Here is a 25,032-nt window from a genome sequence, read left to right as displayed (position 1 = left end):
GCCATCGTGCGATGACGGCCGTTCGGCGTCACCGGGCCGGACCGGCGGTTCTCCGCTGACGTGGCGCCCGGGACCTCGCCCGTTGCTGCCGTTCCCGCCGGGACTCATCGGTCTGATCTTTGGCGAAGACCACGGAGTGGTGGTCTTCGAGTGACTGCGCCGCCAAGTTCTCGACGTCCTCGACCGAGATGCCGGAGGTACCGATCCATCCCTCCTTGGCCAAGTCGAGGAACATCGTGTTGTGCAACCAGCGGTCGAGGTTGTCGTACCCGAGTGAAACGCCGGTCTGATCTTTCGGTGTCAATTCGCCGAGCACCCTCTGCGCGTATGAAGCCGGCAGGTACAGGCCGTCGACCAGTTTGTCCGAGAACGGGTCCATGTCCGTGGCCTTGGCCAGCTTGAAGAAACACGCGTCCGAGCCGAAACGCCAATCAGCCGATTTTTTCGAAGAGCTGCTCAGGCTGTTGACCCGGAGCATGCGCAGGAGCTGTGACCGGAAGCGCTCGTCCGCGTAAACCCGTCGTTTTTCGTTCAGTCTCTTGTACTGCACCATGATCATGCTGCGGGTGTTCACGTGATAATAGATCAAATCGACGCCCAGGAGGCTTTCAACGGGGTCGGCGTTGACGTTCATCACCTCCATCCGTCGGTGACCGTCGATGAAGGTCCGGATGTGCTGCTGGTACTGCCCTCCCTCCTGCCAGTCCGGGAACAAGCTGGCGTCGTGCTCGATGAGGTGTGACTCGTTGGACTTCCTCTTGAGCCTCGCCAAGGCCGGTTCGGCACCTTCAACACCGGCGAAGAACGGCTTGTCGTGCTCTGGCTGGTGCCAATTTTCGGCGAAGCTGAATTCGATCCCCGCTATGGCCAGGCCGAGGTTCGCCGCCTCGCGCTCGTACTGCCAGATGGCAGCCCGGTTCGAGCGGATCAGCCGCCTGTCGTCCTGGGCCGAGCGGAACCATTCGACCACCCTCGCCGAGGACGGGCTCGCTTTGACCAGCGCGTCCAGCAGCGCGGTGGCGGTGCTCTGGGGGAGCACCGCTTCCCGGGCGTCCAACGCTTCCGCGACCCGGGTGGCAGTCGCTTTCTCCAAGAACGGGATCAAGCTTCGCGGTGGCACTGCCTCGGCCAACGCGCGAACGTGGTGGACCGATAACCGTCGTTCGTAGTCGCTGGTGCCCTCGCCCATGCGGAACACGAGTCCCAGGTGCGAAAAATCGGGTTCTCGTCCGCTGGTCGAGGGGCTGAATACGGCGCAGAGGTGCGGGTAGCGCTGTTCCGGCCGACCGAGCTGCTTCGACACGTTCTTGGTGAACGAGTTCAGCGCACCCGGTGAATGGGGCAGGACGATGACGTAGGCCACGAAGCGCGACCCTAATCACCGCACGGGGAGGTGCGGGTGGCGGTTCCCGTCCGGCGAGCCTGGGCCGTCACCCGCAGCCGGTCACCCGCAGCCGGTCACCTCAGCGAGATCGACGCCGACTCCCCGATCGTCCGGTACCCCAGCGGCCCGTACAGGCGGGTCACCTTGCCGTCCGGCTCGGTCTCCAGGAACGGCCGCAGCCCCGCCGCCAGCACCCGCGCGGTGAGCTCCGCGCACACCACCGACGCGATACCCCGCCCCCGGAACGCCGGCAGCACCGCGATGCCCGCCACCTGCGCCAGGCCGTCCCGCGGCGCCGTGTGCGAGCCCGCGCCCACCGGCTCGCCGCCCAGCCGGGCCAGCACCACCACGCCGCCCTCGCGCAGCAGCTCCCGCTGCCGCGCCACGTCCGGCTCGCCCGCCGTCCCCTCGACCCCGAACGCCGTGTTCTGCACCACGCACGCCGCCAGCAGGTCCTCGTCCGAGGTCGCCGGACCCAGCACCAGCCCGGTCGGCGCCTCGGGCACCCGCAGCTCGTCGAGCGCCATCATCGGCAGCAGCTGGTCCACCTCGAACCCGGCCGCCGCCAGCGCCGCGTCCACCGGGGGTGCGGGCCGCAGGTACTCCAGCCGGGGCGTGCGCGAACGCTTGCGGAAGGCCGTGACCAGGGCTTCCACCTCGGCGGCGGTCGGTTCGGCGCCGTCGTCGGGCACCGCGTAGTTCATGAAGGGGTTGTCGCTGTGGGCGTCGAAGTGGGCGAGGAACGGCCCGACGCGCACCGCGCCCGCCCGAATCGACTCGCGCAGGTTGTCCTGGATCCGGGGAAGCACACCGCAGGTTGTCCCACACCCGGCGACCCGGGGCGAACGACTTTTACGAAGATGGCCGCCACCTCCGTAAACTCTGGGTGCAGGGTCCGGCCGGGTGTGGAGGTGACGCGTGGTGAACGCCGATGAGCGCAGGTTCGAGGTGCTGCGCGCGATCGTCGCCGACTACGTGTCGAACCAGGAGCCGGTCGGTTCCAAGGCGCTCGTCGAACGGCACAACCTGGGCGTCTCCAGCGCCACCGTGCGCAACGACATGGCCGCGCTGGAGGAGGACGGCTACATCACCCAGCCGCACACCAGCGCCGGCCGGGTGCCCACGGACAAGGGCTACCGCCTGTTCGTGGACCGGTTGAGCGAGGTCAAGCCGCTGTCGACGGCGGAGCGCAAGGCCATCCACAACTTCCTGGAAGGCGCCTACGACCTCGACGACGTGCTGCGCCGCAGCGTCCGGCTGCTCGCCCAGCTGACCCGCCAGGTCGCGGTGGTGCAGTACCCGACGCTCAGCCGCTCCACCGTCCGCCACCTGGAGGTGCTGGCCATCACACCGGCGCGGCTGGTGCTGGTGCTGATCACCGACACCGGCCGGGTGGACCAGCGCTCGGTCGACCTCGGCGACGTGATCACCGAGGAGAACGTCGCCCGGATGCGCTCGGTGCTCAACTCGGCCATGGTCGGCAAGCGGCTGGCCGACGCCTCCGCGGAGGTCGCCGAACTGCCCGACCAGGCCCCCGCTGAGCTGCGCGACGCCATGACGCGGGTCAGCACCGTGCTCATCGAATCGCTGGTCGAGCACCCCGAGGAGCGCCTGGTGCTGGGTGGCACGGCGAACCTCACCCGGAACGTGGCAGACTTCCCCGGTTCGCTGCGCCAGGTGCTGGAGGCGCTGGAGGAGCAGGTCGTGGTGCTCAAGCTGCTGGCCGCCGCCAGCGACCCCGGCACGATCCTGGTGCGCATCGGCGAGGAGAACGAAGCGGCGGAGATGCGCAGCACCTCCGTCGTGTCCATCGGCTACGGAAGCCGGGACAACCTGCTCGGCGGCATGGGAGTGGTGGGACCTACCAGGATGGACTACCCGGGCACGATGGCGGCCGTGCGAGCGGTCGCCACCTACGTCGGTGAGATCCTGACCGGGCGGTGACGACGGGGGAACACCGCGGTCCCGCAGGACGTTTCGCAAGCGAGCGAGCGCGTGCCCGAACGCGCCCGCAGGAGGAAACACGGTGGCGAGGGACTACTACGGCACGCTCGGTGTCTCCAAGAACGCGACACCCGAGGAGATCAAGCGCGCCTACCGCAAGCTCGCGCGGCAGCTGCACCCGGACGTCAACCCCAACGAGGAAGCGCGCTTCAAGGAGGTGACCGCCGCCTATGAGGTCCTATCGGACCCCAAGAAGCGGCAGGTCGTCGACCTGGGCGGCGACCCGTTGGAACCGGGTGGCGGCGGAGCCGGGATGCGCGACCCGTTCGCGGGCTTCGGGCTGGGCGACATCATGGACGCGTTCTTCGGCGCGGGCGGCGGCAGCGGCCGCGGGCCGCGCAGCCGCGTGCAGCCAGGCTCCGACGCCCTCATCCGGCTGTCGATGACGCTGGAGGAGTGCGCCGCGGGCGCCTCGCGGGAACTGACCGTGGACACCGCGATCCTGTGCGACCGGTGCGTGGGCAGCGGCACCGCCGAGGGCTCGTCCCCGGTGCGCTGCGACACCTGCGGCGGCCGCGGCGAGGTGCAGTCGGTGCAGCGGTCCTTCCTGGGCCAGGTCGTCACCGCGCGCCCGTGCCCGGTGTGCCGGGGCTTCGGCGAGGTCATCCCCGACCCGTGCCAGCAGTGCGCGGGCGAGGGCCGGGTGCGCTCGCGGCGCACCATCGCGGTGCAGATCCCGGCCGGCGTGGCCGAGGGGATGCGCGTGCGGCTCGCGGGCCAGGGCGAGGTCGGACCCGGCGGCGGACCGGCCGGCGACCTGTACGTGGAGGTCGAGGAGGTGCCGCACGAGGTCTTCGAGCGCGACGGCGCCGACCTGCACTGCTCGGTGCGCGTCCCGATGACCACCGCCGCCCTGGGCGCGGTGCTGCCGCTCCAGACCCTGGACGGCGAGGAGGAGCTGGAGATCGAGCCGGGCACCCAGCCGAACACCGAGCTGGTGCTCACCGGGCGCGGTATGCCCCGGCTGCGCTCCAGCGGCCGCATCGACGGCCACGGCGACCTCCACGTCCACCTGGAGGTCGTGGTGCCCACCAAGCTCGACACCCGGCAGGCCGAGCTGCTGCGCGAGCTGGCCGTGGTGCGCGGCGAGGACGAGCCGACCCTGGCGCACAACGGCAAGGGCGGCGGCGGGCTGTTCTCCCGGCTGCGCTCCGGTCGCAACCACCGGTGACCCCGCCGGTCTTCCTCGTGACCGCACTGCCTCCCGGCCCGTCAGCGCTGCTCGACGGGCCGGAGGGGCGGCACGCGGCCACCGTGCGCCGGTTGCGCGCGGGTGAGGAGCTGGTGCTCTCCGACGGCTCGGGGGAGCAGGCGCGGTGCGTGGTCACCGAGGTGCTGAGGGACGCCCTCGCGCTGGAGGTCGTCGAGCGCCGGACCGTGCCCGAGCCCGCCGTGCGCGTGGTCCTGGCGCAGGCCCTGGTCAAGGGCGACCGCGGCGAACTGGCCGTGGAGCTGGCCACCGAGGCGGGCGTGGACGCCGTCGTGCCGTGGCGGGCCTCGCGCTGCGTGACCAAGTGGGACGACGGGCCGCGCGGCGCCAAGGCCCTCGAACGCTGGCGCGCCACCGCGCGCGAGGCCGCCAAGCAGTCCCGGCGCGCCCGCGTGCCGTCCGTCGCCGCGCCCGCCTCCACCGCCGAACTCGCCCGGCTGGCCGCCTCGTCCGCGGTCGCATTGGTTTTGCACGAATCCTCTTCGTCGGCCCTCGGATCGGTTCCGCTGCCCGCTTCGGGGGACGTGCTGCTGGTGGTCGGACCCGAAGGCGGGATCACCGACGAGGAATTGTCCGCGTTGACCGCCGCGGGCGCGCACGCGGTGCGACTGGGCCCTGACGTCCTGCGCGCGTCGACCGCCGCGGCGGTGGCCCTGGGTGCGCTGGGTGTGCTGACCGATCGCTGGCGGTAATGGTTCCCGCCTCTTCTGGCGAATGGCCGACACAGGGGTTACGCTTCTGGCCAGAGGGGTCGCCCTGGTCCGACCGGGAGCGGTCCCCGAACCCCGGACACGCCGGACACCTCCCCCCTCGGTCCGGCGCCGCCGCGTCGTGGTGGGACGACCCCCAGGTCCCACCACGACGCGGCCTCTTTTTGCGTTCCTCCGATAACGAGGTTTTCCTTGCGCATCACCTACGGGGCGCACCCCAGCCAGTTCGCGGAGTTTTCCACCCCGCCCGGTGAATCGTTTTCGGTGATCGTGGTAATCCACGGTGGTTTCTGGCACCAGCGTTATGGGCTCGAACTCGGCCGCCCCCTGGCCGCCGACCTCGTCGCCCACGGCGCCGCCGCCCACAACGTCGAGTACCGACGGGTAACAGGCGGTGGCGGCTGGCCCGCCACCGGTGACGACGTCCTCGCCGCGATCGACGCCCTCGACCCCGCCCTCGGCCCCGTGGTCACTCTCGGTCACTCCGCGGGCGGGCACCTCGCCGTGTGGGCCGCCGCCCGCCACCCCCGCGTCGTCGGCGCCGTCGCCCAGGCCGGTGTACTGGATCTCCTCGGCCACCCCGCCATCACCCGGCGCGCCGCCGAACTGCTCGGCGGCACACCCGACGAGGTGCCCGAGCGCTACGCCGACGCCTCGCCCACCGCCCTGCTGCCCATCGACAAGCCGATCGTGCTGGTCCACGGCACCGCCGACGAGGACGTGCCCTTCGAGCAGAGCGCCGCGTTCGCCCGCGCCTCCGGCGCCGAGCTGGTCGAGCTGCCCGGCGCCGGGCACCTGGACGTGATCACCGTCGGGACCGGGGCGTGGGCCGCCTGCCGCGACGCCGCCCTGCGCCTGGCCCGATAACCTGCCGCGCATGTCCAGCCTGCCGCGCACGTCCGACTGCCTGTTCTGCCGCATCGTCGCCCGCGAGGTCCCGGGCACCGTGGTGCACGAGACCGACACCACCCTGGCCTTCCGCGACATCACCCCGCAGGCGCCCACGCACGTCGTGCTGGTGCCCAAGGTCCACGTGGAGAACGCCGCCGCCCTCGCCGCCGCCGCGCCCGGCGTCCTCGACGACCTGTTCCTGGCCGCGGGCGAGGTCGCCAAGACCGAGGGCATCGCCGACAGCGGCTACCGGCTGCTGTTCAACACCGGTCGCGACGCCGGGCAGACCGTGTTCCACGCCCACCTGCACGTCCTCGGCGGCCGCGCCCTGGGCCCCCTGGCCTGATCCCCGAGCTTGACCTCCGGGCCTGGGTCCCTGGCCTGACCTTCGGGCCTGGTCCCGGGCCTGGTCCCCCGGACCTGACCCCCTGGGCGCCCGCACCCCTCCTGCCCAGCGGCTTCCCAACTGCGGTGCGCACTGTCGGTACGGGCGGCTAGCATCGACGCAGCAGCCGAGCCCACCCCCGGGCGAGGACGAACGCGCAGGAAGAGGGCCCGAGGCCACGTGGCCGGTACCGCTGACAACACGCCGCAGGCAGGCCGGGACGCGGCCGATGCCCAGTCCAAGTTCGCCGTGCCCGACGGGGCGGTGCTCGCCCTGCTCGGCTCGCGCGACGAGAACCTGCGCCTGGTCGAGGAGCTGCTCGACGCCGACGTGCACGTGCGCGGCAACGAGATCACCCTCTCCGGCCAACCCGCCGACGTGGCCTTCGCCGAACGCGTCTTCACCGAGCTGGTCACCCTGGCCAGCCGCGGCCAGCAGGTCGGCCCGGACACGGTCCGCCGCACCGTCGCGATGCTGTCCGCGGGCACCAGCGAGTCGCCCGCCGAGGTGCTCAGCCTCGACATCATCTCCCGGCGCGGCCGCACCATCCGGCCCAAGACGCTCAACCAGAAGCACTACGTCGACGCGATCGACAAGAACACCGTCGTGTTCGGCATCGGCCCCGCCGGCACCGGCAAGACCTACCTGGCCATGGCCAAGGCCGTGCAGGCGCTCCAGGCCAAGCAGGTCAACCGCATCGTCCTGACCCGCCCGGCGGTCGAGGCTGGCGAGCGGCTCGGCTACCTGCCCGGCACGCTGTACGAGAAGATCGACCCGTACCTGCGCCCCCTGTACGACGCCCTGCACGACATGGTGGACCCCGAGTCCATCCCGCGGCTGACCCAGGCGGGCACGATCGAGGTCGCCCCGCTGGCCTACATGCGGGGTCGGGCGCAGCCGGTGTTCACCGAGGTGCTCACGCCGGGGGGCTTCCGCCCGATCGGCAGCCTCCGGGTCGGGGACCTGGTCATCGGCTCGAACGGCGAGCCCACGCCGGTGCTCGGCGTGTACCCGCAGGGTGAGAAGGACATCTACCGCGTCACCGCCCAGGACGGGGCCTCGACGCTGTGCTGCGGCGACCACCTCTGGACGGTCAGGACCGCGTCCGACCGACGCCGGGACAAGCCGTGGCGGGTGCTGGAGACCAAGGAGATGATCGGCAACCTCCGGGCGGCCCACGCCCGGCGGTACGAGCTCCCCCTGCTCAGCGCGCCTGCCTGCCACCCGGCGCAGGAGGTCCCGATGGACCCCTACGCCCTGGGCCTGCTGCTGGGCGACGGCTGCCTGACGGGCTCCACCACGCCGTCCTTCGCCACCGCCGACCCCGAGTTGGCGGTGGCCCTGGAGGCGGCCCTTCCCGGCGTGGTGGCGCGGCGGAAGAGCCGGGTGGACTACGTCCTGAACCGGGTGAGGTCCCGGGGCGACGTCGTCACGTTGGAGAACCCGGTGACCGGGGCGCTGCGGGCGCTGGACCTGCTGGGCACCCGTTCGGGCACGAAGTTCATCCCGGACGCCTACCTGCTCAACACGTCCGAGGTCCGGCTGGCGCTGCTCCAGGGGTTGTTGGACTCCGACGGGGGACCGGTCGTCCAGGCCGGGCGGACCTGCCGCATCCAGTACGCGACCACCTCGGCCCGGCTCCGGGACGAGGTGATCGGACTGGTCCGGTCGCTGGGCGGGATCGCCTACACCCGCACCCGTCCCGCCGAGGGACGGACCCCGGGGTGGGCCGGCGGCCGCGAGGTCGGCCACCGCAACGACGCACACGTCGTCGACATCCGCCTCCCCGAGGGCGTCGAGCCCTTCCGGCTCGCCCGCAAGCGGGACAGGTACCGGGCGGCCGGCGGTGGCGGTCGGCCGATGCGGTTCATCGACAGCATCGAGCCCGCGGGTCGGGCGGAGGCCGTGTGCATCCAGGTGGCGGCGGCCGACTCGCTGTACGTCACCGAGGACCACCTGCTGACGCACAACACGCTCAACGACGCCTTCATCATCCTCGACGAGGCGCAGAACACCACGCCCGAGCAGATGAAGATGTTCCTCACCCGCCTCGGCTTCGGCTCGAAGGTCGTGGTGACCGGCGACATCACCCAGGTCGACCTGCCCGGTGGGCAGCGCAGCGGCCTGAGGGTGGTCAGGGACATCCTCGACGGCGTGGAGGACGTCCACTTCTCGATCCTGACCAGCAGCGACGTGGTCCGCCACCGCCTGGTCGCGGACATCGTGGACGCCTACGAGAAGTGGCAGGTCGAGCAGGACGAGGACGATACCCGCGACCGTGGCGGGCACCACGCCGGACCCGGTGCGAGGTCGCGCGGGCAGCGCCGGGGACGATAGGCGTCGTGAGCATCGAGATCGCGAACGAGTCGGGCGTCGGCGTGGACGAGCCGTCCATCGTGGCCGCCGCCCGGTTCGCCCTGGACCGGATGGGCGTGAGCCCGTTGGCCGAGCTGTCCGTCCTGCTGGTGGAGCTGGACGTGATGGCGGACCTGCACCAGCGCTGGATGGACCTGCCGGGTCCGACGGACGTGATGGCGTTCCCGATGGACGAGCTGGACTCGGCCCGGCGGCCGGACGCGGCGGGGTTGGGGCCGGCGCTGCTGGGCGACATCGTGCTGTGCCCGGACTTCGCCAACGACCAGGCCAAGAAGGCCGGGCACAGCCTGCTGGACGAGCTGCACCTGCTGACCGTGCACGGCGTGCTGCACCTGCTCGGCTACGACCACGCCGAGCCCGCCGAGGAGCGGGAGATGTTCACGTTGCAGAACCGCATCCTGGGTGACTTCCGCACCGCGACGGCCGAGGCGGCGCGCCAGTCGGCCCAGCGGGAAGCGGACTCGAAGCTGCTCGGGGCGGTGGGGCTGGAGGACTCGGACCGGCCCGGCCCGACGGCCTGAGGCGGATCCGGGATGGGGATGGCGGGGTCGACCAGCCTGCTGGTGCTGGCCGTGGTGCTGGTGCTGGGCGCGGGTGTGTTCGCCGCGGCGGACGCGGCGCTGGGCACGGTGTCGAGGGCGCGGGTGGAGGCGTTGCAGCGGCAGGGCCGGTCGGGCACCGGGCCCCTGATCGCGCTGCTGGCCGACCGGCCGCGGCACGTCAACCTGCTGCTGTTGCTGCGGCTGGGCTGCGAGTTGGCGGCGACGGTGCTGGTGACCGTGGTGTGCTTCCGGCTGGTGGACACCGGCTGGGTGGCGGTGCTGGTGGCCGGGCTGAGCATGCTGGTGGTGTCGTACGTGCTGGTGGGCGTGGGTCCGCGCACGATCGGCCGGCAGCACCCGTACGCGGTGAGCCTGGTCGCGGCGGGGCCGATCCGGGTGCTGGGCCGGGTGCTGGGGCCGCTGAGCAGGCTGCTGATCCTGGTCGGCAACGCGATCACGCCGGGCAAGGGCTTCCGGGAGGGTCCGTTCTCCTCGGAGGTGGAGCTGCGCGAGCTGGTCGACATGGCCCAGGAGCGCGGGGTCGTGGACGAGGGCGAGCGGGAGATGATCCACTCGGTCTTCGAGCTGGGCGACACCATCGCGCGCGAGGTGATGGTGCCGCGCACGGAGATCGTGTGGATCGAGTCGGTCAAGTCGATCCGGCAGGCGCTGGCGCTGTCGCTGCGCACGGGGTACACGCGGGTGCCGGTGATCGGGGAGAGCGTCGACGACATCGTGGGCGTGGTGAACCTCAAGGACCTGGTGCGGCTGACGCTGGCGGAGGACCCGAACGGCACGCTGGTGTCGGACGTGATGAAGCCCGCCTCGTTCATCCCGGACTCGAAGCCGATCGCGGACCTGCTGCGGGAGATGCAGCTGTCGCGCAACCACCTGGCGGTGGTGGTGGACGAGTACGGCGGCACGGCGGGCCTGCTGACGATCGAGGACATCCTGGAGGAGATCGTCGGGGAGATCACCGACGAGTCCGACACGGAGGACCGGCCGCCGGTGGAGCACCTGGCGGACGGGTCGGTGCGGGTGAGCGCGCGGCTGCCGGTGGACGACCTGGACGCGCTGTTCGGCACGGAGCTGGACGACCACGAGGTGGAGACGGTCGGCGGGCTGCTGGCGCAGCGGCTGGGGCGGGTGCCGCTGCCGGGCACGGAGGCGGAGATCGCGGGCCTGCGGATGCGGGCCGAGGGCGGCAAGGACGAGCGCGGGCGGATGCGCATCACGACGGTGCTGGTGCGGCAGGGGCGCGAGGACGAAGGCGACGAGGAGACCCCCGGTGAGTGAGCTCGACCCCGAGGACCTGAAGATCATCACGCTGGCGCGGTCGGCGCGGGCGCGGACGGGCGCGGCCGAGGGCGCGGCGGTGCGCGACACCGACGGGCGGACGTACGCGGCGACCACGGTGGCGCTGCCGTCGCTGGCGCTGACCGCGTTGCAGGCGGCGGTGGCGGCGGCGGTGTCCAGCGGCGCCGAGGGCCTGGAGGCGGCGGCCGTGGTGACGGAGGCGGGCGCGGTGGACGCGGACTCGGTGGCGGCGGTGCGGGACCTGGCGGCCGGTGCGCCCGTCCTGCGGGCGGACGCCTCCGGCGCGCTGGTGGAGACCGTCTAGAGCAGCACCCCGGCCCGGCCGAGGTCGTGGTCGTAGTAGGCCGAGAGGGTGGCGGCGGAGGCGCGGTAGACGATCGCCTGGGACGCCGGGTCGAGCACGAGGTAGGCGCCGTCGTAGCCGGCCACGGTCAGGAAGTGCGGCACGTTGCGCCCGGACCAGGGCAGGCTGACCATGTTGCCGGCGAGGACGACGGGCCGGCCGCCGCGCACGTGGGCGAGGGTCCGGTTGAGGTCGTTGAAGACCACGGTGGCGGTGACGCCGTTGCGGGCGAGGGCGCGCTTGACGTCGCCCTCGTTGGTGCCGAACTTGTTCGGGTCGTTCCACGACGGGTCGTAGCCCATGTCGGCGCGGGCCTGGTTGATCGCGGTCACGGGGCGGGAGGCGTTCCAGCCGCGCGGGGTCACACCCGCGGCGAGCAGGGCGGACACCACGCTGGCGGGACCGCAGTCCTCGCCCTGGTTGGGCTGGCCGTGGAACTGGGAGACGGGCACCGGCGAGCCGCCCTGGCCGCCGCAGTCGGGTACGCCGGGGATGCGGTAGTCGTGGCCGGTGGACATGTAGGCGTCGGCGAGGTAGCCGCCGAGGGCGGGCACGTGGTCCCACAGGTCGCTGGTGAAGCCGCGGGTGTTGGTCACCGACTGGCCGCGGACCTGGCAGGAGATGTCGACGCGCCGCCCGTCGAACACCAGGCCGAGCGAGGTGCTCGCGCTGGTGGGGCGGGAGCGGACGGTGAGGCCGTCGCCGTCGGTGTTGCCGACGGTGGCGGGCGCGGCGGTGGCCGTGGTCGCGCCGCCGAGCAGGGCGGAGGTGACGAGCACGGGTAACAGCAGCGAGCGGAGCAGGCGTTTCACGGGGATGCCTCCGGGGTGGTGGTTGGTTCACCACCTCGGAGTCGGCGGGGCGGGGAGCGGTTCCCGGCCCGCCGGGACGCTTCGTGGTGGCGAAGCGCGCGGGAGCGGGAGGGCGGGCACGGCGCTGTCGGCGGGACCGGGGACAATGGGGGGATGGATGGTTACCGCTCCGGGTTCGCGTGCTTCGTCGGCCGCCCCAACGCAGGCAAGTCGACGTTGACCAACGCGCTGGTCGGCACCAAGGTCGCGATCACGTCCAGCAAGCCGCAGACCACCCGGCACACCATCCGGGGCATCGTGCACCGCGAGGACGGCCAGCTGATCCTCGTGGACACGCCCGGCCTGCACCGCCCGCGCACCCTGCTCGGCCAGCGCCTCAACGACCTGGTCCGGGAGACCTGGTCGGAGGTGGACGTAGTCGGGTTCTGCGTGCCGGCGGACCAGAAGGTCGGTCCCGGCGACCGGTTCATCGCCGCCGAGCTGGAGAAGATCGCCAAGCGCACCCCGGTGTTCGGCATCGTCACCAAGACGGACCTGGTGGGTCAGCAGCAGGTGGCCGAGCAGCTGCTCGCGCTCCAGGCCGTGATGGGTTTCGCCGAGCTGATCCCGGTGTCGGCGGTGGACGGCTACCAGGTGGACACCCTGGCCGGGCTGCTGCTGGGCAAGCTGCCCGAGGGGCCCCCGCTGTACCCGGACGGCGAGCTGACCGACGAGCCGGAGCAGACCCTGGTCGCGGAGCTGATCCGGGAGGCCGCGCTGGAGGGCGTGCGCGACGAGCTGCCGCACTCGATCGCGGTCGTGGTGGAGGAGATGCTGCCGCGCGAGGGCCGCGACGACCTGGTGGACATCCACGCCAACGTGTTCGTGGAGCGCCCCAGCCAGAAGGCGATCATCCTGGGGCACCGGGGCGAGCGGCTCAAGCAGGTCGGCATCAACTCCCGCCGCCAGATCGAGAAGCTGCTCGGCACGCGCGTCTACCTGGACCTGCACATCAAGATCGCCAAGGACTGGCAGCGCGACCCGAAGCAGTTGCGCCGACTGGGGTTCTAGGTGGCCAACCTCTACCGGGACACCGGCGTGGTGCTGCGGGTGCAGAAGCTCGGCGAGGCCGACCGCATCATCACCCTGCTCACCCAGCGGCACGGCAAGGTGCGCGCGGTCGCCAAGGGCGTGCGGCGCACCTCGTCCCGGTTCGGCGCGCGGCTGGAGCCGTTCGCGCACGTGGACGCGCAGTTCTACCCCGGCCGGTCGCTGGACGTGGTGACCCAGGTGCAGACGGTGGACGCTTTCGGCGTCGTCCTGGTGGACGACTACCCGCGCTACACGGCGGGGTGCGCGGTGCTGGAGACCGCGGACCGGCTCACCGCCGAGGAGGGCGAACCGGCCCTGCGGCTGTACCTGCTGGTCACGGGCGCGCTGCGGGCGCTGGCGGCCAGGGAGCGGGACGCCGCGCTGGTGCTCGACGCGTTCCTGCTGCGGGCGATGGCGTTCGCGGGCTGGGCGCCCGCCGTGGACGAGTGCGCCCGCTGCGGCGACCCCGGTCCGCACAAGGCGTTCAACGTGCACGCCGGCGGCATGGTGTGCGCGCGGTGCCGCCCACCGGGCAGCGCCACCCCGTCGGGTGACACGCTGCGCCTGCTCTCGGCGCTCCTGCACGGCCGCTGGGACGCGGTGGACGAGATCCCGGCCGTCGCCCGCCGCGACGCGGGCGGTCTGGTCGCCGCGCACCTCCAGTGGCACCTGGAGCGGCAGCTGCGCTCATTGCCCTTGGTCGAGCGCAAGGCCCGGCCGGTGGAGGGTTAGGCTCGCCCGTCCCCACCTGAGCACCCCGAGAGGACAGCCATGCTTCGCCGACGGCGGGCGGATCGCGTCGAGCGCGTCGCCCGACCCCCGGAACCGCACCCCACCGGCGCGACGCCGCCCGACATCCCGGCCGACCTGGTGCCCCGGCACATCGCGATCGTGATGGACGGCAACGGCCGCTGGGCCAACCAGCGCGGGCTGTCCCGGATCGAGGGGCACAAGCGCGGCGAGGCCGTGGTGGTCGAGGTGGCCAAGGGCGCCATCGCGCTGGGCGTGAAGTGGATATCGCTGTACGCGTTCTCCACCGAGAACTGGCGGCGCAGCCCCGAGGAGGTGCGCTTCCTCATGGGTTTCAGCCGCGACGTGATCCGCCACCGCACCGACGAGCTGGACGAGCTGGGCGTGCGGGTGCGCTGGGCGGGCCGCCGGCCGAGGTTGTGGCGCAGCGTGATCAAGGAGCTGGAGGTCGCCGAGGAGCGCACGAAGGGCAACGACGTGCTGAACCTGGCGATGTGCATCAACTACGGCGGGCGCGCCGAGGTCGGCGACGCGGCCCGGGAGATCGCCCGGTTGGCCGCGGCCGGCAAGATCAACCCGGAGAAGGTCGACGAGCGCACGCTGTCCCGGCACATGTACCAGCCGGACATGCCGGACGTGGACCTGTTCATCCGGCCGTCGGGGGAGCAGCGCACGTCGAACTTCCTGCTGTGGCAGTCGGCGTACGCGGAGCTGGTGTTCCAGGACATCCTGTGGCCCGACTTCGACCGGCTGGACCTGTGGCGCGCCTGCGAGGCGTACGCCAGGCGGGACCGCCGCTTCGGCGGCGCCGTGGACAGGCCGGATGTGGAGGGTCCCGAGGTGGAGGGTGTCGACGTGGAGGGTGCGCGGTGAGTGACGACGCGGTGAGCGACGACGCGGTGGGTGACGTGGTGGGCGACGACGCGGTGAGCGACGACGCCGAGGTGACCGGCGGGCTGCTGACCGCGGCCCGCGAGGCGCTGGAGATGTTCCACGAGGTGCACGTGGACGACGACGGCGCGCTGAGCTTCCGGCACGGCGAGGTGCCGTGCGCGGTGCAGGCGATGCGGCTGGCCGAGGGCCTGACCGTGCTGAGCCTGACCTGCGTGGTGGCGTGGGACCTGCCCAGCGACCCGAGCCTGGCGGTGTCGGCGGCCGAGCGCGCCGGCCAGGGCCTGTTCGGCACGCTGGGCGTGGTCCACACCGAGCGGGGGATGGACGTGACGCTGCGGTACGCGTTCCCCGCCGAGGGGTTGAAGCCCGAGCCCCTGAGCACGTTGTTGATGTTGGTCGTGTCCACCGCCTCGCAGCTGCGCAACGAGCTGCTGGCGAGCGCTGGGGAGGGTGCCTGATGGCCGGTGTGGTGGTGTACGAGCCGGACGACGAGGACGAGGTCGACGGCCTGCCGTGGGCGGTGACGTTCGAGGCGTCCGCGGGTGAGGACTGGGCCTCGTTCGTGTGCGGGCCGTACGAGCGCGAGGAAGCGGTGAAGCTGGCCGAGGAGGTGCTGGCGGGCAGTCGCGGCGTGACGGCCGTGGTGGAGCCGCTGCTGCCGGTGGAGGAGGCGGCGGACGTGCTGGCCACCATCGAGGAGCTGCGCTCGGAGGACTGACCGGGGCGGTTCCCCCGATCGGGGAGCCTTGCCGAGCGGCCCGGCCGCGGTATCGGTGCGGGGGTGTCGGGGCGGGCGGCGTCAGCACTCCCGCAGGTCGTGCCGGTCGCGGTCCGCCGGGACCAGCCAGACGACCGAGATGTAGCCCCGCGCGCCGGCGGGGGACCGCACCTCGTACCAGACCTCGCTGACCACGCGCCCGGGGTTGGTGTCGTCCGCCGGGTCCTGGTCGTTGCCGTTGGTCAGCTCCTCGCCGGTGGTGCGGCACAGGGCCACGAGTCGGGCACCGCGGCCGACCTCGGTGTTCTCGACCACGCAACCGTGCCTGCGGCACGACCCGCGCTTCTCCGTCGACAGGTAGGCGGGTGTGTCGTCCTCCATCCGCGTCGGACCGTCGGTGACCTGGTTCAACACGGTGACCACCACATCCGGCTCCACCGGCGGCGGCGTCGGGTCGGGCGTCGTCGGGGCGGGCGGCTCGGCCCGCACCGGGTTGCCGACCACGAAGTGCACGTCGCGCACCTCGCGGGCGGTGGCCTCGTCGCGGATCACCGCCGTGTAGACGCCCGGTCGGTCGCCGCGGCAGTCCCAGGCGAAGTCGACCGAGCCGTCGTCGCCGACGGGCGGCCGGTCGCTCACCGGCACCGGTGCGCCGTCGGGACCGGCGACGCGCAGGGAGTAGGGCTTCCCGGCGGAGAAGTGCGCGGACCTGGCCCGCAACACCCCACCGTCGCTGGTGCAGGAACCCACCACGGCGAACTCCAGGTCGAGGTGCGCGTTCGGGTCCCCGATCTCGTACCCGAGGTGCGCGTCGTCGCACACGGGGGTGCGCACCTGCTGGTCGACCGGGATGTTGCCGGAGTAGACGTACCCGTGCCGGCCGGGATGACGGCCTCCGCGGGAGGTGACGAGGAACCAGCGGGGCGAGTCCCAGCCCGGCAGCGTGAAGGGGGACCCGTCCTCACGTCGGGGCACGGTGCCGTCCTCGTAGCACCGCATGGTCACCATCGTGCCGTCCGGCAGTTCGTCCAGGACCCCGCAGGTGATGACCGAACCGTCGCCGGCGCCGGAGGGGAGCTGACGCGCGCACGACCGGAGCGCGGCCGCGGGGGCGGTGACCTCGGGTGACTTCGGGATCACCACGCGGCTGTCCCCCGACGTGCGGGTCACCCCGGTCCGGTCCGTCGGGGCGGGCGCGCCCGCGTGGAGCGCGAGTTCCCCGGGATCGGTTGCCGGCGGCGAGGCGCACGCCGTCGACAGCGCGGCGATCGCGATCAAGAGCGCGCGGACCGTGACGAGTGGTCCTCGCGCGGCGGTGCGTCCTGTCATTCCTGTCCCTTGTTCGTCGGGCGGAACGGGTGGGCGGTCCGCGTTCAGGCGCAGGGCGGCACGGCCTCGTTGATGTCGTGCGTGCCGGGCTGCCCCGGTTCGTCGCCGTTGAGGAACGTGTTCGCGGGGGAGAACTGCCCCTGCCAAGGAGCCGTCTCGATGCGGTAGAACGCGTTGACGCTGGTCATCGCGGAGAGGTTGGGCGTCACGCAGGAGACCTCCACCTCGGTGCCGTAGGGGATGTCGCCGACTGTGGACGCCTTCCCCAGGTTGTCGGCGAACGTGGGGCTGCCGTTGCGGTTGGCCGCCGTCTCGACGATCCGTTCCCGGTCCGGGGGCCGCTCCCCGCTCGTGGTGACCGACGTGCCCGTCGTCCCCCCGGACGCGGGGTCTCCGTGCCCGACCATCAGCGCCACGACCAGGACGACCGCGGCCACCAGCGCCAGACCCACGACGGTCAGCGCGACGACACCCCCGCGGTCGTGGCCGCCCGTGTTGACCTGTTCCACTTTCCCGGCCAGCACGTTCGCCTGGCCGTTGATGTGGCCGTGCATCCTGTTGCCGGTTCGCTCGTCGTTTTCGATGCAGGCATCCTGCCCCGGCGGTGCGGCCGGCCATACGCAGATCTGCGGTCGCCGGGTGCGGCACGTCCGCGGCGGGCTTGTCCCCCGATCGGAACTGACGGTCGGGCGCGGCGCGGGGCTACGGTGCCCGGACCGCCGTCGAGAGGAGCCCGTCGTGAGAGCCGGAGCCCGCGCCGCCCTGTGCGCGACCATGATCGCCGCCGCCACCTTCGTCGTCACCCCCACTGCCCTGGCGGCGGCGAGCATCACCGTCTCCGGCGTCCAGACCGCCGGCTACCCCTACGGCGAGCTCCAGGTCTTCGGCACCGCGACCTGCGCCACCACCACCGGCACGGCCACCATCGACGTCTCCGCCTTCCAGCTCGTGCTCCACCACGCCAACGCCTGGGGCAGCACCACCATCTCGTGCGCCGCCCAGCCCGCCCACTGGTCCGCGCAGCTGGGCCAGCCGGCCATCGGGACCTGCTCCCCGCCCCCGCCCATGATGCTCGGGCAGCGCTGCTTCATGGCCGGGTCGGTCGCCACCGTCATGGCGAACGTGCTGGTGGGCGGCGTGTCCCAGGCGTCCGTGCTCGGGCCGTTCCCGACCTGATCCGCCCGGCCGGGGGAACCACGACGGGAACCGGGCCCGCACGCCTCCACTCGTGGTGAGCGGCGTGACCGAGGCGGCGCGGTTCCCCTCTGGCCGGGCGGAGGCGGTGATGCGCCGAGGGGGCCTTCTGGCATCATTTCGAAAGTGACAATCACTGGCGAAATCCGGGGGCCGCGCCCGCGCCGCACCCCGCCCCGGTGGCGGGTCACCTCCCTGGAGGTGCTGTGCGGGCTGCTGGTCCTGGCGCTGCTGCTCCAGGACTGGCTGGTCGGCGTGCTCGACGTGCCGGTGCTGCGGACCGCCTCCACCGTGTTCGTCGCGGTCTGCGTGCAGGCCATGCCGTTCCTGGTGCTCGGGGTGCTGATCAGCGGCGTGATCGCGGCGTTCGTGCCGGCGAGCGCGCTGCGGCGGCTGCTGCCCCGTCGCACGGCGCTGGCCGTGCCCGTCGCGGGCATCGCGGGCGTGGCGCTGCCGGGCTGCGAGTGCGCCTCGGTGCCGGTCTCGCGGCGGCTGATGCAGCAGGGCGTGCCGCCGGCCGTGGCGCTGACGTTCCTGCTGGCCGCGCCCGCGGTGAACCCCATCGTGCTGGTGTCCACGGCGGTGGCGTTCCGGGACGCGCCGGCGATGGTGCCCGCCCGGTTCGCCGGGTCCCTGCTGACCGCGGTGGTCATGGGCTGGCTCTGGACGCGGTTCGGCAAGGCCGGGTGGATCGCCGAACGCGCGCTGCGCCGCCTGCCCGACCGCGACGGCAGGTCCCGGTGGGCGGTGTTCGCCGAGACCGCGCGGCACGACCTGGTCGACGCGGGCGGGTTCCTGGTGCTCGGCGGCGTGTTCGCGGCGGCGTTCAACGTGCTGGTGCCGCAGTCCTGGCTGGAGGCGCTGGGCGGGCAGCTGGTGCTGGCCGTGCTGGTGATGGCGCTGCTGGCGGTCGTGCTGGCGCTGTGCAGCGAGGCCGACGCGTTCGTGGCGGTCTCGATGACCGCGCTGCCGCTGCTGCCGCGGCTGGTGTTCCTGGTGGTCGGCCCGGCGGTCGACGTCAAGCTCATCGCGCTCCAGGCGGGCGCGTTCGGCAAGTCCTTCGCGGCGCGCTTCGCCCCGGCCACGTTCGTGGTGGCGATCGTGTGCGCCCTGGCGGCGGGAGCGGTGTTCCTGTGAGGCGCGAGACCCAGAACATCCTGCTGGTGCTGCTCGGCGGCGCGCTGCTCAAGCTCGCGCTGACCGGCACCTACCTGCGCTACGTCAAGGAGTCGCTCCAGCCGTGGCTGGTCGCCACCGGCGCGGTCATGGTCGGGTTGGCGGCGGTCTCGATCGTCCGGGACATCCGCGGCGCGCGGCAACCCGACGAGGAGCACGAGACGCACGAGGGGCACGAGACGCACGAGGGGCACGAGACGCACGAGGGGCACGACCACGGCTCGTCGCGCAGCCCCTGGATGCTGCTGCTGCCCGTGCTCGCGGTGTTCCTGATCAGCCCGCCCGCGCTGGGCGCGGACACGGTGAACCGCTCCAGCGTCAACGCGGCGCAGGAGGCCGCGGCGTCCGACGGGTTCGCCCCGCTGCCGCCCGACGAGGTCGTCCCGCTGACCATCGGCGAGTTCGTCACCCGCACCGCGTGGGACGACTCCGGCTCGCTGGACGACCGCACGGTCCGGCTGACCGGGTTCGTGGTCCGCCAGGACCCGGACGTGTTCATCGCCCGCCTGATGATCGGCTGCTGCGCCGCGGACGCCCGCCCGGTCAAGGCGCGGATGGCGGGCCTTGACCTCCGCACGCTGCCCGACGACCAGTGGATCGAGGCCGTCGGGCGCGTGGTGCCCGGCTCGGCGAACCAGGAGAGCCGGTTCGTGCCCACGTTCACCGTGACGCGGGTCGTGCCGATCGCCGCGCCGGAGGACCCCTACGAGGGCTGAGCCGGGGGACGCCTAGGAGGACCGGTCGGCCTTCTCCTTGCACCCCCGGCAGGTGCCGAAGATCTCCACGGTGTGGCTGACCTCGACGAACCCGTTCTCGGCGGCGACCCGGTCGGCCCACTTCTCCACGGCCGGGCCCTCCACCTCGACGGTGCGGCCGCAGTTGCGGCACACCAGGTGATGGTGGTGGTGGGCCGAGCAGCGGCGGTAGATCGCCTCGCCCGAGTCGGTGCGCAGCACGTCCACCTCGCCGGCGTCGGCCAGCGACTGGAGCGTGCGGTAGACCGTGGTCAGACCGATGCCCTCGCCGCGCTTGCGCAGCTCTTCGTGCAGCTCCTGGGCCGAGCGGAACTCGCCGAGCGAGTCCAGCAGCTTGGACACGGCGGTCCGCTGCTTGGTGGAACGCAGCCCCGGCACCGAGGTCGGGCGCTCGCTAGTGGTCACATCTCCTCCGTCCGGGTGGTCCGGTCGGTCTCGTTGATACCACGCGGACCCTCGTCGACATGGGTCACCGCGTCCACCACTATGTGCGCGAGGTGCTCGTCGACGAGCCGGTAGACGACCTCGCGCCCGTGCCGCTCGCCGTGCACCACGCCCGCCGCCTTGAGCACCCGCAGGTGCTGGCTGATCAACGGTTGGGCCACGCCCAGCGCCTCCACCAGCTCGTGGACGCACCGGTCGGCCTCCCGCAGCTGGAGCACGATCGCGATGCGCACCGGCGCGGCCAGCGCGCGCAGCAGCTCGCCCGCGGCGGCCAGGGTGCGCGCGGGCAGGGCTGGGGCGGGGGCCGGGACGACGCGCTCCGGGGAGTGCACGTGCTCGCCCCGCACTCCGACGGCCACGGTGCCTCCCGGTGGTATGGATTTTCAGCACCAATAGTACGGCGCTAGAGCACGGACACCGCGATGAGCACCACGACCCCGAGGACCAGGACCCTCAGCACGCGGCCGCGCGGGTCCAGGAACCGCCAGGCCGTCGCCAGCAGGACCCCTCCGCCCAGCGCCAGCACGCCCAGCAGCGCGGCGCCGACCGTGCCCCGGAGCCACACCCCGAGCCCGAAAAGCACGAGGACCAGCAGGAACACCGCCGGGGCGGGCACCCGGGCGAGCGGCCCGGAGCCGGGGATCAGGGTCCGCTTGGAGTCACCAGCCACCGTGGCATCCTTGCACCGTGCTGCTCGTGTGCCGCTTCACCGTCCCCGAAGCCTCCGCCGAGGCGTTCACCGGGCGCGTCGACCGGGCCCTGGCGCTGCTGACCGCCCAGCCCGGCTGCCGGCGGGCCCAGCTGTCCCGCTCGACCGACGAGGCCGACCGGTACGTGCTGACCGCCGAGTTCGACTCCGTGGTGGCCTACCGCCGCGCCCTGTCGCCGTTCGAGGTGCGCGAGCACGTGGTGCCGCTGCTGTCGGAGGCGATCGCCGACGAACCGGCCGCCTACGAGCCGCTGCTGGTCGCGGACGGCGGCGCGGTGCGCCGGGAGACCAGCCTGCTGGCCCGGGACGCGGGCACCGTGCGCCTGGGCGAGGCCGCCGGTCCCGCCACCCCGCGCTGAACCTGCTCGGCGCTGGACCCGCGCTGAACCCGTGCGGTGCCGGACCCATGCCGGCGAACCAGCGCGCCGAACCGACCCCGCGCCGAACAGCCCGCACCGAACAGCCCGCGCCGAGCCGCGTCGAACCGACCCCGCGCCGAGGTGATCCCCGCCCCGGTCCCCCGATGGGGGCGAGGTGACGAGGGCTACCCTGACGACCCCGTATCCGCATCCCTTCCTGCATTCCCGATGGAGTGTCCGTGGCAGCCGATCGCATCGAGACCGTCGTCAGCCTCTGCAAGCGCCGGGGGTTCGTCTACCCGTGCGGCGAGATCTACGGCGGCACCAGGTCGGCGTGGGACTACGGCCCGCTCGGCGTGGAGCTGAAGGACAACATCAAGCGCCAGTGGTGGAACGCCGTGGTGCGCGGCCGCGACGACGTCGTCGGCCTGGACTCGTCGGTGATCCTGCCGCGCGAGGTGTGGGTCGCGTCCGGCCACGTCGAGGCGTTCGTCGACCCGCTGGTCGAGTGCAACTCCTGCCACAAGCGGTTCCGCCAGGACACCCTCGTCGAGGAGTACGCCGAGCGCACCGGCAAGCAGGTCGCCGAGGGCGAGGTCGGCGACGTCCCGTGCCCGAACTGCGGCACCCGCGGCCAGTACACCGAGCCGAAGATGTTCAACGGCCTGCTCAAGACCCACCTCGGCCCGGTGGAGACCGACGAGGGCCTGCACTACCTGCGCCCGGAGACCGCGCAGGGCATCTTCACCAACTTCCTGAACGTGCAGACCACCTCGCGCCGCAAGCCGCCGTTCGGCATCGGCCAGATCGGCAAGAGCTTCCGCAACGAGATCACACCGGGCAACTTCATCTTCCGGACCCGCGAGTTCGAGCAGATGGAGATGGAGTTCTTCGTCGAGCCGGGCACCGACGAGGAGTGGCACCAGTACTGGATCGACGAGCGCACCCGCTGGTACACCGACCTGGGCGTGTCCAAGGAGAACCTGCGGCAGTACGAGCACCCGGCGGAGAAGCTGTCGCACTACTCGAAGCGCACCGTCGACATCGAGTACCGCTTCCGGTTCGGCGGGCAGGAGTGGGGCGAGCTGGAGGGCATCGCCAACCGCGCCGACTTCGACCTGAACACGCACTCCAACCACTCGGGCGTGGACCTGTCCTACTTCGACCAGGCCACCAACTCGCGCTACCGCCCGTTCGTGATCGAGCCCGCGGCCGGTGTCGGCCGGCCGATGATGGCGTTCCTGCTGGAGGCGTACACCGAGGACGAGGCGCCCAACGCCAAGGGCGGCGTGGACAAGCGCGTCGTGCTGCGCCTGGACCGCCGGCTGGCCCCGGTGAAGGCGGCCGTGCTGCCGCTGTCGCGCAACGCCGACCTCTCTCCCAAGGCGCGCGACCTGGCCACCGCGCTGCGCCGGAACTGGAACGTCGAGTTCGACGACGCGGGCGCGATCGGCCGCCGCTACCGGCGCCAGGACGAGATCGGCACGCCGTTCTGCGTGACGGTGGACTTCGACACCCTGACCGACCACGCCGTGACGGTCCGGGAGCGCGACACCATGTCCCAGGAGCGCGTGGCCATGGACCAGTTGGAGTCCTACCTGGCCGCCCGCCTCATCGGCGCCTGAACGCGCTGGGGCGCTCGCCCCGGACCCGCTTGAACGCCGAGCTGAGCGCGAAGGCGCTGCCGTAGCCGACCCGGCGGGCCACCGCCTCCAGCGTGGTGCCGGGCTCGCGCAGCAGGTCGGCGGCCAGCGACAGCCGCCACGAGGTCAGGTGGGCCATCGGCGGTTCGCCGACGAGTTCGGTGAACCGCCTGGCCAGCGCCGCCCGGGACACGCCCACCTCCCCGGCCAGGGCCGCGATGGTCCAGGGCCGCGCGGGCGCCTCGTGCAGCAGCCGCAGCGCCCGCCCGACCGCGGGGTCCAGGTGCGCCCGGTACCAGGAGGTCTCCCGCGCCAGGAGGGCGCGCAGCGCGGAGATCAGCAGCAGGTCCAGCAGCCGGTCGAGCACCGCCTGCTGGCCCGGCAGGTCCTTGGCGACCTCCGTGGCCAGCAGCGGCACCAGCGCGTCCCCGGACACCACGGCCACGTGCGGCAGCGCGCTCAGCAGCCGGCCGCCCACCTCGCCGTCGAACCGGTACGTGCCGCTGATCATCACCACGGCGCCGTCGGGGTTCGCGCCCCACGTGCGCACGCCCTGGTCCCACGCCTCGCACAGCTCGTCGCCCTCCGGCGTGGTCGAGCGCTCCTCGGGGTGGATCACGGCCAGCGGCGCGGTGCCCGGGTCGTCCGCGACGGTGTAGTGCCCGGGACCGCGCACCACCACGACGTCGCCCTCGTGGAAGGGGACCGGCGCGCCGGAGTCGGGCACCACCCAGCCGTCGCCGCGCACCATCACGATCACCGACAGCGGGGCCCGGTCCTCCACCCGCACCGACCACGGCGGGTCGAGCACGGAGCGGATCACGAACGCGCCGCGCGCCCGCGGGCCGTCCAGCAGCGCCGCCAACTCGTCCACGCGGTCCAGCGTAGGCGGCGCGGTGGTGCGCGACGGCGCTCACCGCCGCGGTCGACCCGGCCACCGGGGCGGGCCCACCGGGGCGGGTTGCGTGGACGGCCGCGTATGCGCCCGAGCGCGCGAGCCATGGAGAACGCCCCGCCGGGTGGCTTGACTGTGGCCATGTTCCCCACGGTGACGATCCTCGCGGCCCTGGGCTGCGGCGTGGTGGCGGGCGTCTTCTTCGCGTTCTCCGCCCTGGTCCTGCCCGGCCTGCGCCGGACCACCCCGGCCGAGGGCATCGCCGCCATGCGCGCCGTCAACGCCGCCGCGCTCACCCCCGCGTTCCTCGGCGTCTTCCTCGGCACCGCGCTCCTCTCGGGGTTCGCCGCCCTCGGGGGCGACCCGTGGGCGTGGGCGGGCGCGGCGCTGTACCTCCTGGGCGGCCTCGGGCTCACGATCGCCTTCCACGTCCCGCGCAACGACGAGCTGGAGCGGGTGGCCACGCCGGACTACTGGGCCCGGTACCTGCGCGAGTGGGCGCCCGCGAACCACGTCCGCGCCCTGGCCTCGCTCGCCGCGAGCGCGGCGTTCCTCCTGTCGGCCCTCCGCTGGTGATTACCCTCGGTTATATATCACCCTTTGGATGACCTGGATCACAGACGTTCGGGTGAACGTGTCTTAAAACTTTCCCAAGAAGGTTCATCATTAACCAGTGCGTCACCCCGTTTTGTGACACTTGATCCAGGGCCGACTTCATCAGGGGGTGTCATGGCGCGCGTTGTCACCGCACTGGTCGCATTGCTGCTCGTCGCCGTCTTCACCCCCTCCCCGACCGGTTCCGCCCCCCTCGTCGCCGCGGTCCCGGTCGGTCACGGCACGGTCGCGGTGACCGAGGAGGAGCCCCCGCGCGAGCAGCGCCAGTCGGTCGAGACGCGATCTTGGTCGACCCGGTTTGCGCCGGCCAGGAACATGAAACCGCCTTCATGTAGGGGCGGTTCACCGATCACCCGCCGGCCCGCCCCGCCCGGCTCCCCGCGCGTCGAGCGCGGCCGCGCCGAGCACCTCAGGAGTTGGACCAGACCCGCCGCGCTCCAGGTGTTCCGGAACTGATCGGCGGCTTTCCGCCGCCGATCGCAGTCCCGCCGACCGACGAGTGGGGA

General features: G+C 72.6%; 29 protein-coding genes and 3 pseudogenes. 23 read left to right on the top strand and 9 right to left on the bottom strand.

Going from position 1 to position 25,032, the window contains the following annotated elements:
- Positions 1–28: 28 nt before the first annotated feature.
- Positions 29–1,363 (bottom strand): hypothetical protein, encoded by a 1,335-nt coding sequence (locus Q5530_RS14985; protein WP_415362804.1) that lies wholly within the window; start codon positions 1,361–1,363, stop codon positions 29–31.
- Positions 1,364–1,458: 95 nt separating this feature from the next.
- Positions 1,459–2,193: a GNAT family N-acetyltransferase gene (locus tag Q5530_RS14980; RefSeq protein WP_415362803.1), complete on the bottom strand. Its 735-nt coding sequence runs from the start codon at positions 2,191–2,193 to the stop codon at positions 1,459–1,461.
- Positions 2,194–2,302: 109 nt separating this feature from the next.
- Between Q5530_RS14980 and hrcA the strand changes: the two genes are divergently transcribed.
- The 11 genes and pseudogenes from hrcA to Q5530_RS14925 all read left to right on the top strand — a co-directional run bounded on the left by hrcA (position 2,303) and on the right by Q5530_RS14925 (position 11,123).
- Complete coding sequence (gene hrcA / locus Q5530_RS14975; RefSeq protein WP_380636647.1) at positions 2,303–3,328, top strand: heat-inducible transcriptional repressor HrcA; 1,026 nt, start codon at positions 2,303–2,305, stop codon at positions 3,326–3,328.
- Positions 3,329–3,410: 82 nt separating this feature from the next.
- Positions 3,411–4,559 (top strand): molecular chaperone DnaJ, encoded by a 1,149-nt coding sequence (gene dnaJ, locus Q5530_RS14970; protein WP_415362802.1) that lies wholly within the window; start codon positions 3,411–3,413, stop codon positions 4,557–4,559.
- The gene (locus tag Q5530_RS14965) at positions 4,556–5,290 is read left to right on the top strand and encodes a 16S rRNA (uracil(1498)-N(3))-methyltransferase (RefSeq protein ID WP_415362801.1); all 735 of its coding nucleotides are present in this window, start codon (positions 4,556–4,558) and stop codon (positions 5,288–5,290) included. The genes dnaJ and Q5530_RS14965 overlap by 4 nt, the downstream gene beginning before the upstream one ends.
- 282 nt (positions 5,291–5,572) lie before the next feature.
- A complete protein-coding gene (locus tag Q5530_RS14960; protein WP_380636642.1) occupies positions 5,573–6,175 on the top strand; it encodes an alpha/beta hydrolase family protein in 603 nt (200 codons plus the stop codon).
- Between the two features lie 10 nt (positions 6,176–6,185).
- The gene (locus tag Q5530_RS14955) at positions 6,186–6,545 is read left to right on the top strand and encodes a histidine triad nucleotide-binding protein (protein WP_415362799.1); all 360 of its coding nucleotides are present in this window, start codon (positions 6,186–6,188) and stop codon (positions 6,543–6,545) included.
- A 219-nt stretch (positions 6,546–6,764) separates the two neighbouring features.
- Positions 6,765–7,475 (top strand): annotated as a pseudogene (locus Q5530_RS14950) (PhoH family protein); the annotation flags it as partial.
- Positions 7,464–8,300 (top strand): annotated as a pseudogene (locus Q5530_RS14945) (LAGLIDADG family homing endonuclease); the annotation flags it as partial. The pseudogenes Q5530_RS14950 and Q5530_RS14945, both read left to right, overlap by 12 nt.
- Positions 8,301–8,555: 255 nt before the next feature.
- Positions 8,556–8,921: pseudogene (locus Q5530_RS14940) on the top strand (PhoH family protein); the annotation flags it as partial.
- A gap of 5 nt (positions 8,922–8,926) precedes the next feature.
- A complete protein-coding gene (gene ybeY, locus Q5530_RS14935; RefSeq protein ID WP_415362790.1) occupies positions 8,927–9,481 on the top strand; it encodes an rRNA maturation RNase YbeY in 555 nt (184 codons plus the stop codon).
- Positions 9,482–9,499: 18 nt separating this feature from the next.
- Positions 9,500–10,798 (top strand): hemolysin family protein, encoded by a 1,299-nt coding sequence (locus Q5530_RS14930; RefSeq protein WP_415363063.1) that lies wholly within the window; start codon positions 9,500–9,502, stop codon positions 10,796–10,798.
- Complete coding sequence (locus tag Q5530_RS14925; protein WP_380636632.1) at positions 10,791–11,123, top strand: cytidine deaminase; 333 nt, start codon at positions 10,791–10,793, stop codon at positions 11,121–11,123. Before Q5530_RS14930 ends, Q5530_RS14925 begins: the two co-directional genes overlap by 8 nt.
- On the opposite strand, the gene Q5530_RS14920 is transcribed toward Q5530_RS14925, so the two are convergent.
- Positions 11,120–11,974 carry a C39 family peptidase gene (locus Q5530_RS14920; protein ID WP_415362788.1) on the bottom strand — a complete coding sequence of 285 codons (855 nt, stop codon included), beginning with the start codon at positions 11,972–11,974 and terminating at the stop codon, positions 11,120–11,122. The genes Q5530_RS14925 and Q5530_RS14920 overlap by 4 nt on opposite strands.
- 153 nt (positions 11,975–12,127) lie before the next feature.
- Between Q5530_RS14920 and era the strand changes: the two genes are divergently transcribed.
- The 5 genes from era (at position 12,128) to Q5530_RS14895 (ending at position 15,407) form a co-directional block, all read left to right on the top strand.
- The gene (gene era / locus Q5530_RS14915; protein WP_415362786.1) at positions 12,128–13,024 is read left to right on the top strand and encodes a GTPase Era; all 897 of its coding nucleotides are present in this window, start codon (positions 12,128–12,130) and stop codon (positions 13,022–13,024) included.
- On the top strand, positions 13,025–13,777 hold the full coding sequence (gene recO / locus Q5530_RS14910; protein WP_380636628.1) for a DNA repair protein RecO: 753 nt from the start codon (positions 13,025–13,027) through the stop codon (positions 13,775–13,777). It abuts the gene before it with no gap.
- A 39-nt stretch (positions 13,778–13,816) separates the two neighbouring features.
- On the top strand, positions 13,817–14,668 hold the full coding sequence (locus tag Q5530_RS14905) for an isoprenyl transferase (protein ID WP_415362785.1): 852 nt from the start codon (positions 13,817–13,819) through the stop codon (positions 14,666–14,668).
- A 113-nt stretch (positions 14,669–14,781) separates the two neighbouring features.
- Entirely contained in the window at positions 14,782–15,147 is a 366-nt protein-coding gene (locus Q5530_RS14900; RefSeq protein ID WP_380636941.1) for a hypothetical protein, read from the top strand.
- Positions 15,147–15,407 (top strand): hypothetical protein, encoded by a 261-nt coding sequence (locus Q5530_RS14895; protein ID WP_380636625.1) that lies wholly within the window; start codon positions 15,147–15,149, stop codon positions 15,405–15,407. Before Q5530_RS14900 ends, Q5530_RS14895 begins: the two co-directional genes overlap by 1 nt.
- 81 nt (positions 15,408–15,488) lie before the next feature.
- Here Q5530_RS14895 and Q5530_RS14890 read toward each other — a convergent pair whose 3' ends face one another.
- A complete protein-coding gene (locus Q5530_RS14890; RefSeq protein ID WP_415362784.1) occupies positions 15,489–16,736 on the bottom strand; it encodes a hypothetical protein in 1,248 nt (415 codons plus the stop codon).
- Positions 16,737–16,780: 44 nt separating this feature from the next.
- Positions 16,781–17,290 (bottom strand): hypothetical protein, encoded by a 510-nt coding sequence (locus tag Q5530_RS14885; protein ID WP_415362782.1) that lies wholly within the window; start codon positions 17,288–17,290, stop codon positions 16,781–16,783.
- A gap of 184 nt (positions 17,291–17,474) precedes the next feature.
- Between Q5530_RS14885 and Q5530_RS14880 the strand changes: the two genes are divergently transcribed.
- The 3 genes from Q5530_RS14880 (at position 17,475) to Q5530_RS14870 (ending at position 19,822) form a co-directional block, all read left to right on the top strand.
- On the top strand, positions 17,475–17,912 hold the full coding sequence (locus Q5530_RS14880; protein ID WP_415362780.1) for a hypothetical protein: 438 nt from the start codon (positions 17,475–17,477) through the stop codon (positions 17,910–17,912).
- A gap of 144 nt (positions 17,913–18,056) precedes the next feature.
- On the top strand, positions 18,057–19,067 hold the full coding sequence (locus tag Q5530_RS14875; protein ID WP_415362779.1) for a permease: 1,011 nt from the start codon (positions 18,057–18,059) through the stop codon (positions 19,065–19,067).
- Entirely contained in the window at positions 19,064–19,822 is a 759-nt protein-coding gene (locus Q5530_RS14870; RefSeq protein ID WP_415362778.1) for a TIGR03943 family putative permease subunit, read from the top strand. Before Q5530_RS14875 ends, Q5530_RS14870 begins: the two co-directional genes overlap by 4 nt.
- A 12-nt stretch (positions 19,823–19,834) precedes the next feature.
- Here the strand turns inward: Q5530_RS14870 and Q5530_RS14865 are convergent, their stop codons facing one another.
- From Q5530_RS14865 to Q5530_RS14855, 3 genes are read right to left on the bottom strand one after another with little or no spacing between them, the layout of a single operon-like run.
- Complete coding sequence (locus tag Q5530_RS14865) at positions 19,835–20,266, bottom strand: Fur family transcriptional regulator (RefSeq protein WP_380636616.1); 432 nt, start codon at positions 20,264–20,266, stop codon at positions 19,835–19,837.
- Positions 20,263–20,664 (bottom strand): ArsR/SmtB family transcription factor, encoded by a 402-nt coding sequence (locus tag Q5530_RS14860; RefSeq protein ID WP_415362777.1) that lies wholly within the window; start codon positions 20,662–20,664, stop codon positions 20,263–20,265. Before Q5530_RS14860 ends, Q5530_RS14865 begins: the two co-directional genes overlap by 4 nt.
- Positions 20,665–20,708: 44 nt before the next feature.
- A complete protein-coding gene (locus tag Q5530_RS14855) occupies positions 20,709–20,975 on the bottom strand; it encodes a hypothetical protein (protein ID WP_415362775.1) in 267 nt (88 codons plus the stop codon).
- 17 nt (positions 20,976–20,992) lie between these two features.
- Here Q5530_RS14855 and Q5530_RS14850 point away from each other — a divergent pair, with 17 nt between their 5' ends.
- Both Q5530_RS14850 and Q5530_RS14845 read left to right on the top strand, forming a co-directional pair.
- Positions 20,993–21,373, top strand: coding sequence for an antibiotic biosynthesis monooxygenase family protein (locus tag Q5530_RS14850; protein WP_380636609.1), 381 nt, complete (start codon positions 20,993–20,995; stop codon positions 21,371–21,373).
- A 239-nt stretch (positions 21,374–21,612) separates the two neighbouring features.
- Positions 21,613–22,998 (top strand): glycine--tRNA ligase, encoded by a 1,386-nt coding sequence (locus tag Q5530_RS14845; RefSeq protein WP_415362774.1) that lies wholly within the window; start codon positions 21,613–21,615, stop codon positions 22,996–22,998.
- Here the strand turns inward: Q5530_RS14845 and Q5530_RS14840 are convergent.
- Positions 22,985–23,890, bottom strand: coding sequence for an AraC family transcriptional regulator (locus Q5530_RS14840; RefSeq protein ID WP_415362772.1), 906 nt, complete (start codon positions 23,888–23,890; stop codon positions 22,985–22,987). The two genes, Q5530_RS14845 and Q5530_RS14840, sit on opposite strands and share 14 nt — an antisense overlap.
- Before the next feature lie 174 nt (positions 23,891–24,064).
- Between Q5530_RS14840 and Q5530_RS14835 the strand changes: the two genes are divergently transcribed.
- Entirely contained in the window at positions 24,065–24,487 is a 423-nt protein-coding gene (locus Q5530_RS14835; RefSeq protein WP_415362770.1) for an anthrone oxygenase family protein, read from the top strand.
- Between the two features lie 153 nt (positions 24,488–24,640).
- Entirely contained in the window at positions 24,641–24,982 is a 342-nt protein-coding gene (locus Q5530_RS14830) for a hypothetical protein (RefSeq protein ID WP_415362768.1), read from the top strand.
- Positions 24,983–25,032: the final 50 nt, after the last annotated feature.

This window comes from Saccharothrix sp. BKS2, assembly GCF_047689505.1.
In the GTDB taxonomy this organism is placed as follows: domain Bacteria; phylum Actinomycetota; class Actinomycetes; order Mycobacteriales; family Pseudonocardiaceae; genus Actinosynnema; species Actinosynnema lopnurensis.
The sequence above is the reverse complement of the archived record's forward strand: the minus strand, read 5'-3'. Positions and strand labels throughout refer to the sequence as shown.